Annotated in this window: 9 protein-coding genes; 8 read left to right on the top strand and 1 reads right to left on the bottom strand. The window is 53.8% G+C overall.

Features of this window, described 5'->3' with window-relative positions; translation table 11 throughout:
• The first annotated feature begins 50 nt into the window (after nucleotides 1-50).
• The 8 genes from ACEW8P_RS10790 to ACEW8P_RS10755 all read left to right on the top strand — a co-directional run bounded on the left by ACEW8P_RS10790 (nucleotide 51) and on the right by ACEW8P_RS10755 (nucleotide 16,153).
• Nucleotides 51-3,041: a PVC-type heme-binding CxxCH protein gene (locus ACEW8P_RS10790; RefSeq protein ID WP_373513092.1), complete on the top strand. Its 2,991-nt coding sequence runs from the start codon at nucleotides 51-53 to the stop codon at nucleotides 3,039-3,041.
• A 40-nt stretch (nucleotides 3,042-3,081) separates the two neighbouring features.
• On the top strand, nucleotides 3,082-4,557 hold the full coding sequence (locus ACEW8P_RS10785; RefSeq protein ID WP_373513091.1) for a neutral/alkaline non-lysosomal ceramidase N-terminal domain-containing protein: 1,476 nt from the start codon (nucleotides 3,082-3,084) through the stop codon (nucleotides 4,555-4,557).
• A gap of 58 nt (nucleotides 4,558-4,615) precedes the next feature.
• Nucleotides 4,616-5,698, top strand: a complete 1,083-nt coding sequence (locus ACEW8P_RS10780) for a Gfo/Idh/MocA family protein (protein WP_373513090.1) — start codon at nucleotides 4,616-4,618, stop codon at nucleotides 5,696-5,698.
• Between the two features lie 34 nt (nucleotides 5,699-5,732).
• Nucleotides 5,733-7,202, top strand: a complete 1,470-nt coding sequence (locus ACEW8P_RS10775) for a hypothetical protein (RefSeq protein WP_373513089.1) — start codon at nucleotides 5,733-5,735, stop codon at nucleotides 7,200-7,202.
• Nucleotides 7,203-7,357: 155 nt separating this feature from the next.
• Nucleotides 7,358-10,489, top strand: a complete 3,132-nt coding sequence (locus ACEW8P_RS10770) for a SusC/RagA family TonB-linked outer membrane protein (protein ID WP_373513088.1) — start codon at nucleotides 7,358-7,360, stop codon at nucleotides 10,487-10,489.
• Nucleotides 10,490-10,570: 81 nt separating this feature from the next.
• Nucleotides 10,571-12,127: a SusD/RagB family nutrient-binding outer membrane lipoprotein gene (locus tag ACEW8P_RS10765; protein ID WP_373513087.1), complete on the top strand. Its 1,557-nt coding sequence runs from the start codon at nucleotides 10,571-10,573 to the stop codon at nucleotides 12,125-12,127.
• Nucleotides 12,128-12,260: 133 nt separating this feature from the next.
• Nucleotides 12,261-12,878 (top strand): Uma2 family endonuclease, encoded by a 618-nt coding sequence (locus ACEW8P_RS10760; protein WP_373513086.1) that lies wholly within the window; start codon nucleotides 12,261-12,263, stop codon nucleotides 12,876-12,878.
• 26 nt (nucleotides 12,879-12,904) lie between these two features.
• On the top strand, nucleotides 12,905-16,153 hold the full coding sequence (locus ACEW8P_RS10755; RefSeq protein ID WP_373513085.1) for a VCBS repeat-containing protein: 3,249 nt from the start codon (nucleotides 12,905-12,907) through the stop codon (nucleotides 16,151-16,153).
• Between the two features lie 434 nt (nucleotides 16,154-16,587).
• Here ACEW8P_RS10755 and ACEW8P_RS10750 read toward each other — a convergent pair.
• Nucleotides 16,588-17,387, bottom strand: an 800-nt coding sequence (locus tag ACEW8P_RS10750) for a DUF3223 domain-containing protein (protein WP_373513084.1), incomplete at its 5' end; no start/stop codon positions are given.

The following is a 17,387-nucleotide window of genomic DNA, read 5'->3' as shown; positions in this document are numbered from 1 at the left end:
TAGTTCACGCTCTTTCCGAGAATGTTTCTTGATCTTTCAAAAATCTGGTAATGACGCAATACTTCGGCAGATTTCTTACGATTCCCCTGGTCTTTCTGCTACTGCTGGCGGGAGGTCGAAATCCTGCTCCACGTGAGGTGTCCGCTTATTTAGCCCCGGATTCCAGCCGTTGGCAAAAAGCACTGGAAAGCTTCCAACTCGAACCGGGCCTGCGCATCGAACTGATCGCCGCTGAGCCGCTGGTAGTCGATCCCGTGGCTCTGGCTTTTGATGAAAACTATCAGATGTACGTCGTGGAAGACCGAGGCTACCCCGATCCCGCCGAGGGCGGCGCGCCCGACCGTCTGGGCCGCGTGGCGCTGCTCACCGATACCGACGGCGATGGAAAGTATGACCACCGTTCCGAATTTGTGACCGGGCTGACGTACCCCAACGGTCTGCTTCCCTGGAAGGGCGGTGTGTTCGTGACCTGCGCCCCGGATATTTACTACTTCAAAGACACCAACGGCGATGGCGTCGCTGATGTGAAACAGGTGGTGCTGACGGGTTTCAGCGACAGCCGCACCGGGCAACTGCGGGTCAGCCACCCGACGCTCGGGCCGGACGGAATGGTGTACGTCACCAGCGGACTGAATAGCGGCGAGGTGCGCTCTCCCCTCCACCCCAGCCGTTCGGCGGTGGCCTACTCGCCCGCCGACGGGCGCTTCGATCCCGAGACGTTTGCCTTCGAAACCACAGGCGGACGCAGCCAGTTTGGTCTCACGTTCGATGCCTTCGGTCGCCGCTTCGGCTGTTCCAATCGTCATCCCGTGCAGCAAATCGTGCTGGAACCCCAGCAACTACGCCGCAATCCGAACCTGCTATTCACCGAAACTATCCAGGACGTTTCCAGAGCCGAGGCTGAGGCCACAGTGCATCCCATCAGCGGGGCGATTACCTCGGCCGATTTTATCCCCAAACTTATGGGGCTGTCGCACACGGGTACTTTCACCGCTGCGAGCGGCGTGATGGTCTATAACGGCAGCGGCCTGACGGCTGCCCACCAGGGAAATGCGTTCATCTGCGAGTCGGCGCAAAATCTGGTGCAGCGGCAGGTGGTGCGTCCGGCGGGCGTTTCGTTTCAATCTGCTCCCGCTGACGAAGGGCGAGAGTTCCTGGCCTCAACCGACGAGTGGTTCCGCCCGGTTTTTCTACAACACGGCCCGGAGGGGGCGCTGTACCTGGCTGACATGCACCGAAAGGTGATAGACCATCCGTCCTACGTCCCGGAGGAAGCCCGGCCCCGGCTGGATTTTGAGAGTGGCAAGACGGATGGGCGGATTTACCGCATCGTGCGCGAGGATTTTATTGATAAGACTCTGTCTTATGGACAAAAGACAGCTTTCGATTCTCCTGTAAAATTGGTTCAGGCGCTGCAATCGCCGGAGGAGTGGGAGCGGCGGACGGCTCACCGCTTGCTGCTCGAACAAAGGAATCCGTCGGCTATTTCTCTGCTGAAAAAAGTAGTGGCCGATGCCAAGTTTCCCGAGTCGCGCGGATTGGCGCTATGGCTGCTGTGGGGCAGCGAAGATCTTGACGCGGCGACTTTACGAAGAGCCTTGACAGATAAGGAGACTGGCGTCCGCGAGCAGGCCGTAACGTTGGCGGGTGCTTTGGCCAAAACACAGCCTGAACTCCTGCCGCTTCTCACCGCTACCGCCGCTGATCCGGCGATGCGGGTGCGCTTCAACGGTGCTTTGGCGCTCGGTTCGCTGGCGGGCGAGGGTGTGGTTCCCGCTCTGGCAAAAATTGCGGCCAAAGACGGTGGTGACCGCTGGGCGCGAGCCGCCGTGTTGAGTGGAATTGGTGATCGTCTGCCCGAGTTTTTGCAAGAATTCCGTCGTCAGCCGCAGCCCGATCCGGTGGCCTTCTCGGCGGTGATGCAGGATTTGGGGCAACTCTTCGGCAACGGGGCTGCGCTGGCCGACTGCCGCGCCCTGCTGAAAGAAATGCTCACCGCCAAGGGAGACTACGAATGGAGAATTGCCACCATGCTCGGCCTGGCCGAGGGCGTAAGTCGCCGGGCTGCTTCGGAAAGCGCTTCGCCTAAAAAGCTGCTGGCTATTTTGGGAGATGATCCCGCCGTACCCGAAAAGCAGTCGCTCAGTCATTTCATTGCCCAAACCTCCCGCCGCGCCGCCGACCCTGGCTTGTCCGCCCGGTCGCGCGGGACGGCGGCGGCCTTACTGGGCTACACGGATTACGGCCAAAGCCACCAAACGTTGCAAGAACTCACCGACGCCCGCCACCCGCCGGAACTACAACTGGCGGCCATCGTCGCTCTCACGCGTTTGGGCGACGCGCGTGGGGCGACCTTTCTGACCCAAAAAGACATTTGGTCGCACTACACGCCGCAGGTAAAATCAGCCGTCGTGGCGGCGATGGTCTCGAAGCCTGCCTTCACCGAGGTACTTTTTGCGGCCATCCGGCGGGGCGTGATCGGGGCCGCCGAAATAACCTCGATGGATCGGCAGCGGCTTATGAAAAGCAAAGACCCGAAGATCAGCACTTCAGCCGAAGAACTTTTCCGGGAACTGGAAGGCGGAGGGCGCATGAAAATTTATCAGGACTACAAGACCATTTTGAGCCAAACCGCCGACGCTGGGGCAGGAAAGGTAGTTTTCGAGCGCTCCTGCTCGGCTTGCCACACTTATGCCGGAAAAGGTGGCCAAGTGGGTCCCGACTTGACCGGAGTGCGCAATCAGCCCGCCGACGCGCTGCTGCTGCACATTCTGGTACCCAACTACGAGGTACTACCCGCCTACCAGGCCATCGCGGTGGAGACCAACGACGGACGGTCATTGTCGGGCTGGCTGCTGGCCGAAACCGACAACGGGCTGACGCTGAAAACGGCCTTTGGTACGGAAGAAGCGGTCTTGCGCAAAAATATCAAGACGTTATCCAATTCTGGTCTGTCGCTCATGCCCGAAGGTTTGGAGCAAACCATGACCCGCGACGAACTGGCGGAACTCATCGCATTTTTGAAGCAGGGTAGTCAGTGATTTTTTTGAAAAAATTCAAAAACGGTGAACGCCAAGAAGCATGAAATACATCAAAAGCAAAACCTATGCCACGGGCTTTCTCCACGCGTTTTGCCTGGGAGCCAGCCTTTTAATAGTCAGCGACGCTTGGGCGCAGACCAAAGTCTTTCGCGCCGGAGCAGCTATCAGCAACATCACGCCCCGAATCGGCAGCTCCATCAATGGTAGTATGCAGGACATCACCATCACGGGCATCCACGACGAAACCCGCGCCGGCGCCCTGGTGCTGGACGACGGTACTACCCGCCTGGTCATTGTCGTTTCGGATCTGTGCATGGTTTCGCGCGAAATCCTGGACGCCGCCAAGCAGCGCGCGCAGTCGGTCACCAAGATTCCGGTGGAGCGCATGATGATGTCCGCCACCCACACCCATTCCGCCGGAACCGCCTGTTCGGTGTTTCAGAGCGACCCGGACGCGGACTACACCAAATTCCTGACCGAACGCATCGCCGACGCGGTCATCCGGGCCAACAATAACCTGGCGCCCGCCCGCATCGGTTGGGGCGTGGGCCACGAATCGTCGCAAGTGTTCAACCGCCGCTGGCGGATGAAGCCCGGCGCAGCGATGCCCAACCCGTTTGGGACGGAAGACAAAGTGAAAATGAATCCTGGCGTAGGAAACCCCGACCTGCTCGAACCTGCCGGGCCCATCGACCCGGAGATTCCGGTCATTTCGGTGCAGACGCCCGAAGGTCGTCCGGTGGCGTTGCTGGCCAACTACTCGCTGCATTACGTGGGTGGTACGGGTAAGGGAGAAGTTTCGGCGGATTACTATGGTATGTTCGCCGAGCGGATGCAGCAGTTGTTGCATTCAGATGGTCCCGTCCCAGCGGGGCCCGGCCCTGACTTCGTGGCGATGATGTCTAACGGGACAAGCGGCAACATCAACAACATCGACTTTGGCGGCGAAAAACCCAAACCCGCCCAACCCTACGAGAAAATGCGGGCCGTGGCCAATGTAGTCGCCGCGGAAGCCTATAAGGTGTATCAAACGATCGAGTACCGAGATTGGATTTCGCTTGACGCCCGGCAAACCGAAATCTCGCTGGGCGTGCGCAAGCCCGATGCCCAGGCATTGAAGCGCGCCACCGACATCGTGGCCTCGGCCAAAGGGCCGAACATGGTGTCTCGGGAGGAAATCTACGCCCGCGAAACGACGCTTATCAAAGAGTACCCCGACCAAGTAGCCATCATTTTGCAGGCGTTCCGACTGGGTGATTTGGCGATTACTGCCATTCCCTGCGAGGTTTTTGTGGAAATAGGGCTGGAATTGAAGGAGAGAAGCCCTTTCAAGCCCACTTTCACTATTTCGCTGGCCAATGGCTACAACGGCTATCTGCCTACACCCGAACACCATCGGCTGGGCGGCTATGAAACCTGGCGGGCGCGATCCAGCTACCTGGAAGTGGACGCTTCGCCGAAAATCACCAAAACGCTGTACGACCTTCTCAGTAAATTGAAGGCCGCGCAGCCTTGAATCTAAGGCCACGCATATGGCCGCATTTTTTTAACCCAAAAATCTACAACCTAACAACATGAGTGATCAGAAAAAAAACTTACGCATCCTCGTCGTAGGCTGCGGCAATATGGGCGCCTCACACGCCACGGCGTACCACAATCTGGACGGCTTCGAAATTTGTGGACTAGTCTCGACGGGCAAGAGCAAAGAGCGGCTGAACGACAAACTGGGCGGCCAGTACACGCTGTACAACGACTTTGACAAAGCGCTGGAAGCCACCCAACCCGACGCAGTCTGTATCTCGACCTACCCCGACACCCACGAAGAATTTGCCGTGAAATCTTTTGAGAAAGATTGCCACGTCTTCATTGAGAAGCCCGTGGCTGATTCGGTGGAAGGCGCGGAGCGCGTCGTGGCGGCGGCCAACAAGGCCGGAAAGAAATTAGTCGTGGGCTATATCCTGCGGCATCACCCTTCGTGGGAGAAGTTTGTGGAACTATCGCACGAGCTGGGCAAGCCGCTGGTGATGCGGATGAACCTCAACCAGCAAAGCCAAACCGACATGTGGACGCTGCACCGTAACCTAATGAAAAGTCTGAGTCCGATCGTGGACTGCGGCGTCCACTACATCGATGTCATGTGCCAGATGACCCGCTCGAAGCCTGTGCAGGTCAACGCCATTGGCGCGCGGCTGACGGAGGATATTCCGGCGGGCAACTACAACTACGGACAGTTGCAGATTCGCTTCGAGGACGGTTCGGTGGGCTGGTACGAGGCGGGGTGGGGGCCGATGATCAGCGAAACGGCCTTTTTTGTCAAGGACGTGATCGGACCAAAAGGATCGGTGTCGATTGTGGCTAAAGAAGCGGGTGGCGCGGGAAAATCTTCCTCCATCGAATCCCACACCAAGACGGAATCGATTCGCTACCATCACGCGGACCTCGATGGCGACGATAAGTTTGCCAAAGAAGACACCTGGATCAACCTGACCGACGAACCCGACCACCAGGGACTTTGCGACCGCGAGCAGCTCTATTTCCTGAAAGCCATTCGCGAAAATACCGACCTCACCGACCACATGGCCGATGCCGTGAACAGTCTGCGCATCGCCTTCGCCTGCGACGAATCGGTGCGGACGGGGCAGGTGGTGGCTTTGTAGAAAAGATTTTATTACTCCCTAATTCCTTACTGCTATGCTAAACCCCGCATCTCAAGAACCAACCAGCCGCATGATTTTCCTGCTTGGCTTTTTATGGATTTTAGTTGGATTGAGCGTAAGCTCCGCTCAAACCAAAGTATTCCGGGCCGGGGCTTCCATCAGCAACATCACCCCGCCGCTGGGCGAGGGCATCGTAGGCAACTATGGCACTCCGCCGCCCGCCACGCACATCCACGATCAGTTAAACGTCCGTAGTTTGGCCCTGGACGACGGCGAAACCAGGCTGGTTTTCGTGCTTTGCGACAATGTCTCGATTAACCGCGAGGTGTTCGACGAGGCTAAGCGAATGGTCAACGAAGCCACCGGGTTGCCGGTGGACAAGATGCTAATGGCCGCCACCCACACGCATTCGGGCATCAGTGCCGGGGGCAAGGGCAAGCGTCGGCGGGGCTGGCACACCGACGAACCGCTCGACGGCTACCAGGCTTTCCTGGCCCAACGCATCGCTGATGGCGTGCGCATCGCTCTCAACAACCTGGAACCTGCCAAAATCGGCTGGGGCGTGGGCAGTGTGCCGCAGCACGTCTTCAACCGTCGCTGGAAAATGAAACCCGGCACCCCGACAATCAATCCCTTCGGTAAGAGCGACGTGGCGGTGATGAATCCCGGTGTGGGCAACCCCAATCTGCTCGAACCCGCCGGGCCAACCGATCCCGGCGTTTCGTTTATTTCTGTTCAGTCGGTGGCGGGCAAGCCCATCGCCCTGCTGGCCAACTACTCCCTACACTACGTGGGCGGACTACCTGACGATGCCATCTCGGCCGACTACTTCGGCATGTTCGCCGACCGCATTCAGGAACTCCTGAAAGCCGACCGCCAGGATCCGCCCTTTGTGGGCATCCTTTCCAACGGTACCTCGGGCGACGTCAATAACATCAACTTTCGGGGCAAGCCGGAAAAACTACCCCACTACGAGAAGATGCGAATCGTGGCCAACGATGTGGCGGCAGAGGTGATGCGGGTGCACAAAACTATAAAGTACCAGGAATGGGTGCCGCTCAAAGGAGCGCAGTCGGAGCTGACGCTGGCCGTGCGCCGCCCCAACGCCGAAGAGTCGCAATGGGCGCAGGCCGTACTCGACCGTCCTGACAGCGCTCCAGTCAACCACAAGCTGGAAAAAACCTACGCGCAGCGGACGCTTCAAATGGCCGAATGGCCTGAAAACATCACCGTCATTTTGCAAGCCTTTCGCATCGGTGAGCTGGGTGTGGCGACCATTCCCTTCGAGACTTTCACGCAAACAGGACTGGAAATCAAGGCCAAGAGTCCCTTTAAGCCGGCTTTCACCATTGAACTGGCCAACGGCGGCTACGGCTACCTGCCCACGCCCGAACAGCACGAACTGGGCGGATATGAAACCTGGTTGAGCACCAACAAAGTGGAGAAGGAAGCTTCACGCAAGATCGTGGCTGAGTTGTTGAGGCTTTTTGAGAAGCTGAAATAGGGAGGGGCTTTGTACGGCTTTTCTCGTAAGGTTGATCCTGAAATTCTCATTAATTAAAAAATTTAAAAAGCTTTGAACAGTGTTCGGATAAAAAATCTTATATTTGAATTATCTGATTAATTAATCAAAATTTTACAACCAATCTATTAATTCTTATGAAAAAAGCACTACAGCACTGGAAAATCCTGCTCTTGCTGACGTTTTGCTCGACCGTCGTTTCCGCGCAGGACATGACGATTACGGGCAAGGTCACCGAAGCGGGAGCCGGAGAACTCTACGGAGTCAACATCGTCGTGAAAGGCACGACTCGAGGCACTACGACTAACAACAAGGGGGAGTACAGCATCGCGGCAAATAAAGGTACTACACTCACTTACAGCTACATCGGCTATCAGTCGAAAGATGTTACCATTGGCAACAGCAATATTGTCAATGTAGAATTGACTCCTGACGATAACCTGCTCGGAGAAGTGGTCGTGACGGCCTTCGGAATGGAGAAAGAGAAGAAGGCACTCGGCTATTCGGTCACGCAAATCGGCGGCGACAAGCTGACCGAATCGCGGACAATCAACGTCGGTAATGCCCTGACGGGCAAGATTGCGGGCGTGAACGTATCGTCCCCCACAACGGGTGCGGCGGGTACGAGCCGGGTCGTTATTCGGGGTGGCTCTTCGCTGGGCGGCAACGACCAGCCCCTTTACGTCATCAATGGCGTACCGATGGACAACTCCAACCAGGGCAGCGCAGGAATGTGGGGCGGCAACGACAACGGCGATGGACTTTCATCGATCAATCCCGACGACATCGCTTCCATTTCGGTACTGAAAGGCAACACGGCTTCGGCCCTTTACGGCTCACGGGCCGCCAACGGCGTCATCCTCATTACCACCAAGACGGGTAAAGGTACCAAGGGTTTGGGCGTTTCTTTCAACTCCAACTTCACGGTCGACCGCGCCATCGACCGCACCGACCTGCAGCAGCAGTACGGCGTGGGCAACCAAGGCGTAGCTCCCACTACGAAGGAAGAAGCACTCGACTTCGGCAACAGCTCTTGGGGGGGCAAACTGGATGGTTCCAGCGTCGTGCAGTTCGACGGTGTTTCACGACCCTACGTCGCCACGGGTGAGGGTCTCAACGACTTCTACCGCACGGGCCGCACCTGGACCAATACGCTGGCTTTGGCTGGCAGCAACCAGATCGGTAGCTTCCGTTTTTCGGCATCCAACCTCGACAACGAGGATATTATGCCCAATAGTGGCTTCGACCGTACGACATTTAACGGCAACATGAACGGCAAGTTTGGAAAACTGGAAATGGTCGTTAGCGGCCAGTACTCCACCGAAAGTGCCAAGAACCGCCCGCGCCTTTCCGATTCGCCCGGTAACGCCAACTACACGATCATCACAAAAGCACCTAACCTTAGCTTCGATACCTTCAAGGGGACAACCGATAAGCTGGGTGCGCTGGAAGACGGAACCGAGTTGAAGTACCAGGGCAACAATTTTGCCACCAATCCTTACTGGGCCGCCTATCAGTTTCTGCGGCTCGACAGCAAGAACCGCTTTTTTGGTAATGCCTCGCTGAAATACAATATCACCGACTGGCTGTATGTACAGGGACGCGTAGGTACTGATTACATTTCGGGTCGCTTTGAATCATCGGAACCATACGGTACGGCTTACAAAGCCACAGGCGATTACAACCTCACCAATAACTCCATTCGGGAAAACAACCTCGATTTGTTCATCGGCGCGAATAAAAACTTCGGGAAGTTCTCGGCGGACATCTTGCTGGGTGGTAATCGGATGCGGCGCTCCAACGAGTCGGCGCGGATTGGGGGCAATGGCCTCAATATTCCATTCTTCGGCAGTGTGAACAACGTAGCCAACCAAACGTACGGTTACGGATTTTCCGAATTCGGAATCAATTCCGTCTTTGGCTCGGCTAACATCGGGTTCAATAACTACGTGTTCCTGAATGTCACAGCCCGTCAGGATCAATTCTCGACGCTCTCGCGGGATAACAATACGATTCTTTATCCCTCGGTAGGCTTGAGCTTCGTCTTTTCGGAGGCCATTGGAACGATGCCTACCTGGTTGACCTTCGGCAAAGTCCGGGCGTCCTGGGCGCAGGTGGGTGGCGGTGCTCCCGATCCTTACTCCAACAACCTTACTTACGGACTACGCGGTTATCAACATGATGGGGCCATTCTGGGATCGATCAACAACGGCTCTATTCCTAATAACGCGCTGAAACCCTACGTTTCCACTGAAACGGAATTCGGTGTGGATCTGCGCTTCTTCCAGAATCGCCTGGGACTCGATCTGGCCGTCTATAACCGTAACACCAGGGATGACATCCTGAACACCTCGATTTCGGGTACTTCCGGCTACGGCAGCACCTCTATCAATATCGGAGAGCTGACAAACAAGGGCGTGGAAATCCTTTTGACCGGAAGCCCGGTCAAGCGCAGCGATTTCAGCTGGGATCTATCGTTGAACTTCGCCCGGAACATCTCCAACGTCGTCAGCCTGGGTACCAATGCGGCGGGCGATCCCATCGAGTTTCTGAACCTGGACGAATCACGGGCGCGGCAAGAGCGCATCCGCCACTACGTCGGACAGCAGTTGGGCGTCATTGCGGGCTACAAGCAGAAAGAGATCAATGGCCAGAAGGTATATAAGGAAGAAATCGACCCCGTCACTAAGGCGGTCTATGCCACCCCCGTGCGCGGCGATTTTCAGCAAATTGCTTTGGGACGCCATCCAATCAGTGCGGGTCTTTCCAACAACTTTACCTATAAAGGCTTCAACGTGAGCTTCCTGATCGATATGCGGGAGGGCGGCAGCATGATGTCGGGTACTAATTTAGGCCTGTACGGCGTTGGATTGCACAAAGGTACGCTTCCTGGCCGCGATGGCGACCTGGTGGTATCGGGTGTCAATGAGGCGGGCGAGGCCAAAACCTGGAACATCAAGCGCGACAGACTGCAACTGTACTACTCGCGCTACAATCAGATTACGGAGAACTTCATCTACGACAGTTCTTTCGGCAAACTGCGCGAATTGTCTATCGGCTACAGCATCCCCAGCCGTTTGCTTGACAAGACGCCCCTTAGCTCCGTGAAGCTGTCGGCGGTGGGCCGTAACCTACTGCTTCTGTGGTCGAGCGTTCCGAACGTCGATCCCGAAAGCGGCTATACCGCCAGCGGCAACTCGCAGGGCCTGGAATATTTCTCCCTGCCCACCACGCGGAACCTTGGATTTAACTTATCGGCAACTTTTTAATTTTGAATGATAGAATGAGTGAATAAATTTTGATTTTTTATTCATTCTATCATTCAAAATTCACTCATTCTATCATTGATTATGAAAAGACACATAAAAACCACAGGCCTCATACTCCTGTCCATCCTGACGCTCAACGCCTGCAACGAGGACGAACTCGTGGATTTGAACGTGAACAAAAACGCCTCTACCAACATCGACATGCGATATTTGATGTCGCTGGGAATGTTGCAGGTGGCGGGCGATCGCTACGAATCGTGGAGGGCCAATCTGATTTACAGCTCAACCATGGTTCAGCATAACGCTACAACGGCCGGGTACTGGAGCGGCGACAAGTACTATTACAATGCCCAGTACAGCGGCGCTTACTGGGAAGCTCACTATCCGGGCGCGATCAAGACGCTGACCGAGGTAGTGGATCGCACAAAGGGCAAGCCCGAATCGGCTAATACCTTCGCAGCAGCCCAGATCATGCGGGCTTTCGATCTGCACCGCATGACGGATATCTACGGCGACATTCCTTATGCCCAGGCCGGGCGCGGACTGGTGGGGGCCGAAAACTGGTTTCCTAAGTATGATCCCCAAAAGGAGGTCTATATGATGCTCATCGCCGATATCAAGCAGGCGCGTGACGCTTTCTCGCCTTCGGCGCGGGCGTTGGGTGAGCAGGATGTACTGTATAAGGGCGACTACGCCAAGTGGCGGAAGTTTGCCAACTCGCTGCTGATGCGCATCGCGTTGCGGATGAGCAACGTCGATCCGGCTACCGCTAAAACGGTATTTACTGAGGCCGCAGGCAAAGGGCCCATCGACTCTAACGCTTCAAATGCCTTTATGAAACAGGTACTTGGCAACGGCGGCGGTATCAACTACAACGGCACTTCGCTGGCATTATCAAACGCGGCTGGCGGCGGGGGCGACAACAACGCTAAGGTGAGCAAAACGCTGGTGGATTTTATGAATAAAACGAACGATCCCCGTAAGATGATTATCATCGGCGGCGTGGGCAACCCCTACGACAAAAGTACCTGGATCACCGACCCCTCCAAGCAGCGTGGCTTGCCCAACGGCTACACGAGTACGACGATCAAGACCATCTATCCTGATTTCACGACGATTCATAATTTCAGCTTTATCAATCCGGCCATCACGGATTTGGACGACCCCACTCCTTTGCTTTCTTACGCTGAGACGGAGTTGATGCTGGCTGAGGCCGCCCTCAAAGGCTGGGTGAGTTCGGACGCTACGACGCATTTCCGCAAGGGTGTGGAAGGTGCCATTAAGTCGTGGGCTGCCTTCGGTGTGGACGTTCCGTCGGATGCCGTTATTACCAAATTTATCGATGGCCTGGGCTTTGCCGCTGCGGGCCCCGAGCGCAAGCTGGAACTCATCGGCGAGCAGTACTGGATGGCCACTTACCTCAACCACATCGAGGCCTGGGCCAACTACCGCCGCACGGGCTACCCCAAGCTGGTGCCTACCAACGACCCCGCTAACGAAACCAACGGCACAATTCCGCGCCGACTTCGCTATTACGAGGACGAAGTGGGAAGCAATCCCGCCAGCTACAAGGAAGCCATCGCCCGCCAGGGACCCGATCTGCTGACCACCCGCATGTGGTGGGATGTAAAGAAGTAATTACTGGTTTGCGTTTTTTACGCGAACCTTCGGATGGCGCGTTTGTCACGCGCATCTAAGTAAAAGGCGCCCTGGCTTTCGAGCGGGGGCGTCTTTTTTTGTTTATATTTGGTCTTATCCAAAAACGTGCGATATGATAGCGACCAAGTCAGGCAATTATACCAGGAAACTCCGCGCTAAAATTCCTGAGTACATGATTTATGAAATCATAGACGGAACCCCTATCCATTACAAGGGCTACCGGGAAGTTTTGGCGGGTAAAAAGCAGTTTTCAGAAATTATGGGATCGAGTAAGTTGCAATCATTGATAATTACCCACTTAGTCATTCTACTTGGCGGTCTGCTGAAAGGTTCGGATTTCAGGTTATTGACCAGCGAGCTGGGAATCCATCTGGATAAAAGGAACAACCTAGCGGGTGACATCGTCATTTTTGATAAAGGCGCAATTCCCATAACCGACATGGATGTGCATTACGCTGATGTTCCACCCAAAGTAGTGATCGAGGTGGACGTAGCTGCTGACCCAGCCGATATGCATCCTAACACCTACCTTTTTACAAAAACACAAAAACTCCTTGATTTTGGAGCAGAAAAGGTGATTTGGATCACCACCCAATCCAGAAAAGTAACAGTAGCGACCCCCAACGCAAACTGGCAGACCATGGACTGGGCTAATGATGTGGAAGTAGTGAACGGAATTACGTTCAATATTGCTGAATACCTGTCTGAGGAAGGGTATCCGCTGGCCTAAAGAACAAACAGTATCCTTACCACTGCATGAAAAGAACGTGGCCGTGCATTTTTATTCTGTTAGCGACATTCGGCTGCAAGTCCGACGATTCCGATAGCATTTTCAAATTGTTATCCGAAGAAGACACCGGAATTGACTTTATCAATACGATCCAGGAAACCGAAAAAGACAACGTCCTTAACTACGAGTACTTCTACAACGGCGGCGGCGTGGCGGCGGGCGACTTCAACAACGACGGCCTTACCGACCTGTACTTTACGGCTAACCAGGGACCGGACAGGCTGTATCTGAACAAAGGTCAACTGGCGTTTGAGGACATCACCGAGCAGGCGGGCATCAGCTGGAACGGTGAATGGAAAACGGGCGTGACCGTTGTGGATCTCAACGGAGACGGCTGGCTGGACATTTATGTGTCTGTCTCAGGGAATGTGGATAACCCTGCTTTGCGTAAAAATAAGCTTTACATCAATAATAAAAACCTGACTTTCAGTGAAAAGGCAGCCGAGTACAAACTCGACCTGAATACCTTCACTACCCAAACTACCTTTTTCGACTACGATCGCGACGGCGACCTCGATGCCTATGTGCTCAATCATAACGTGAAGGATTTCAACCGCTTCGACGTGCAGGCCGTCCACGCCATGCGCGATACGCTGGCGGGTGACCGCTTAATGCGCAACGACGACGGTAAGTTCACCGACGTGAGCGCCGAAGCGGGCATCAAGGGCAATCCTATCGGCTTCGGCCTGGGCGTCCACGTCGCCGACCTCGACGGCGATGGCTGGCCGGACATCTATGTATCGAATGACTACATCGAGAGCGATTATTTTTATGTCAATAAGCAGGATGGTACTTTTTCTGATATTATAGATGAAACGACGGGCCACACCAGCTACTTCTCGATGGGTAACGACATCGGCGACATCAACAACGACCTGCTACCCGACATCGTGACGACCGACATGCTGCCTGAGGACAACAAGCGGCAGAAACTCCTCTTCGGCCCCGACCGCTACGAGGCGTACTTGTCCATGTTGCGGAACGGCTTTCACCCCGAAATCATGCGCAATATGTTACAAGTCAACAACGGCGATGGTACTTTTAGTGAGGTGGGGCAGGTGGCGGGCATGTCGAATACCGATTGGAGCTGGTCGCCTATCTTGGCCGATTTCGACAACGACGGCTATCAGGACATGTTCGTAACGAATGGGTACCTGCGCGACTACACGAATATGGACTTCATGAAGTACTACGCCGACGAGCGGCAGAACAACGCCCAGGATATGAGCGCAATTATCGCCCAAATGCCTTCTACCAAAACGCCAAACTACATTTTCAGAAACAACCAAAATCTGACTTTCACCAACGAGCAAACTGCCTGGGGCTTCGAGGCACCCGTCATTTCCAATGGGGCAATTTCGGTGGATTTGGACAATGATGGTGATCTGGAAATCGTGACGAATAACATCAACGAGCGAGCGTACCTCTACCAAAACCTCAGTCGGGATGAGGGGAAAGGGCATTTTCTGGCACTAGACTTGACTGCCGCTTCCGGGCAAAGCGCCATCGGCGCGAAGGTGTACGCCTTCGCCGATTCGCTTCGCCAGTACCGCTCCCTGACACCGACGCATGGTTTCCAAAGTAGTGTGGCCGCGCCGCTGCATTTTGGGTTGGGGAAAAAAAATAAGCTGGATAGTCTGGTAGTTGTATGGCCCGATGGGAAAATCCAAAAAGCTACTAACGTAGCCGCTGACCAGCTTGTAAAAATAAACTACGCTCCCAATTACGAAGGTACTTTTCAGCCTGTTTCAGCCACGAAGCCGCTTTTTACCCTGACCCAAACCATTTCAGAACACCAGCAACAGCCGCTGAACGATTTCAACCGCCAGCTTCTGCTGTTACATATGTATTCTTACCAGGGACCGCGCATTGCCAAAGGCGACGTAAACGGCGATGGCCTGGAAGACTTGTACTTGGGCGGCGGCAAGGGCCAGCCGGGGCAGCTTTGGCTACAACAGGAGAGCGGAGTTTTCACCCAAAAACCGCAGCCCGTTTTTCAGGAAAATGAACTCGCTACCGATACTGACGCGGTGTTTTTTGACGCCGATGGTGATGGCGATCAGGATTTGTTCGTCGTCAGCGGCGGCTACGAATACTTGCCCAACGACCTGATGCTGCAAAACCGCCTGTACAAAAACGACGGCACGGGAAACTTCACCAAAGACTACGAATCTATCGACAGCGGTAATTTCTCCGACAGCCGGGCGGTAGTTTTGGATTTTGACAAAGATGGTGACCCAGATATTTTCGTGGCGGGTTCGGTGATACCCGGCAACTACCCGCGCTACAACCCCAGCCGCTTGTACCGCAATAACAATGGGAAGTTCACAAGCATGGAGAATCCCATGTTCGCCACGCTGGGTTTGCTGACCGATGTATGCGCTTTGGATTATGATAAAGACGGATACGAAGATCTGGTCGCCGTAGGCGAATGGACGGGCATCGTCCGACTGCACAACGAGCGCGGTACTTTTGCACTCGTCCAGGACGAGCTAAGCAAACTCACGGGCTTCTGGCAAAGCATCGCCGCCGAAGACTTCGATAAGGACGGCGATATGGATCTAGTCGTGGGAAACTACGGTCTGAATTCGCAGTTGAAGGCGTCCACGGATTTTCCGATGACGCTCTCCACCGAAGATTTCGACAACAACGGCAAACTGGACCCAATTTTGTCCTACGCCATTCAAGGCAAAAACCATCCGGCCTACAGCCGCGACGAGTTGTCGGATCAACTCATTGTTTTCAAGAAAAAGTACGTTACGCACGAATCGTACGCCACGGCGACGATGGAGGATATTCTGGGGGAATTCAAAGATAAGACAGCCGAGAAATCGACCGCCACAACTTTATCGACCGTTTACTTGGTAAATAATGGTGGGAAATTCGAGCAGAAACCGCTGCCCGTGCAGGTGCAGTTCGCCCCAGTGTATGCCTTGGCTTCGGCGGATGTCAACGGTGATGGTTACCCTGATTTGATTGCCGCCGGAAATCAAAGCCGCAGCCGGGTCCGCATCGGAACCATGGATGCCAACTACGGGCAGGTTTTTTTGAATGACAAGCAGGGCGGCTTTACTTACCTTACCCAAAAACAGTCAGGCTTATCGTTTCGGGGCGATGTGCGCGGGCTGGGCGTAGTGGGAAATCAGTTAGTAGTTGGAATCAATGGAAAGCCGTTTCGGGTGTATGGGTTGGGGAGTAGTGGGGTAGTGCAGTAAATTGGTTGATAGTTTAAACTTTTGCATTGGCCTGAAGAAACTAAATCCGTGGTCTATGTCTCCACCATAGCCGTGAGGCTAGTGGACGTTACAGCCTGTGTCCTATGTGAATGTGTTTCCCAAAAGGTGCATTGGGTCTTCAGGCCGTAAAAAACGGGATCGCCCGCCCGGACGGCCTTTTATTTTCAGTATGCAGTTTGCCTTCGGAAGACCCTGTACGACGGCCAGGGCTTGGCGAAGTGGGGGATTTGAAACTCGTCTGCCCGAACGTCTGCCGATATAAATTACTGATCGGGGTCGCCCGTGCGATTCAATCACCTACAAATGTTCAATGGGTTTCCGTCCGCCGAAACAACTGTACAATAAAATTGCTAATGCTCAATTACTTCCGTCAGCCCCCACTTGCCAAAAACCCATGTTGGCAGCCGTTTTTGTTATTCTATCGTCAAGTCCTTTGCCGTCCTTTTAATTCTCGCCATGCTTGTCCTACTTGAATTACATTCTGTTCTAACGATTCTTAAACTTGCTTTTTCCTTATGATACTGTTTGAAACTTTCTGTCCATGTGTCATCTTCAAAAATAATATGGTTTTGGTCATTTGATTTAAATTCTATTGAGTTCAAGTCAATTTTGTTCACTTCCTTAAATCTGTCAACAATAATTGAAAATGTATTCGGTTGTCTATGGTCAACGACTAATTCAGTCCACTTTGATAAAATTCCTGTTTCTTGGCATTTAACTTGTCCTTTGACTGAGTTTTTATCAAAATAATCTTGTTTTACAGTTTGAATGTCGTTATAAATTGAGTTTCGACAAGCAACATTAAACAATTTTTCGGGCGTGTATTTGGTGTTATTTATTATCATCAAATACGATATGTACCAACTTGATTTGTCGCTATAAATAACTTCAAAGCACTTTGTGTTGAACTGTACTTTTGCAACCTTTATATCAGTAATTGTAATCTCAACTTCACTTTTTTCGTTAGTTTCGGTTAATTCGAGTTCTAACTGAATATCTTCTTCGATAACTTCCTCTGCTGTTTTAGTGTCTGCCAAATAATTAAAATAGTCATAGTCAAGAAGGTCAATTAGGTCGTCAAAGTCTGAATCGTTCAATGATTGTCCAAAGTCGTATGAGTTTAGGATTGTTCGATAATGCGTAACTGCGTCCTTCTTGAATTTATACTCTTTTTGTCCAATTTTGAATGGTTTTCTCATTGTGAAGGTGTTTC

It is taken from the genome of Persicitalea sp., from assembly GCF_041751555.1.
Classification (GTDB): Bacteria; Bacteroidota; Bacteroidia; order Cytophagales; family Spirosomataceae; genus Persicitalea.
Note: the sequence above shows the minus strand (reverse complement) of the source record. Positions and strands in the feature narration are given on the sequence as shown.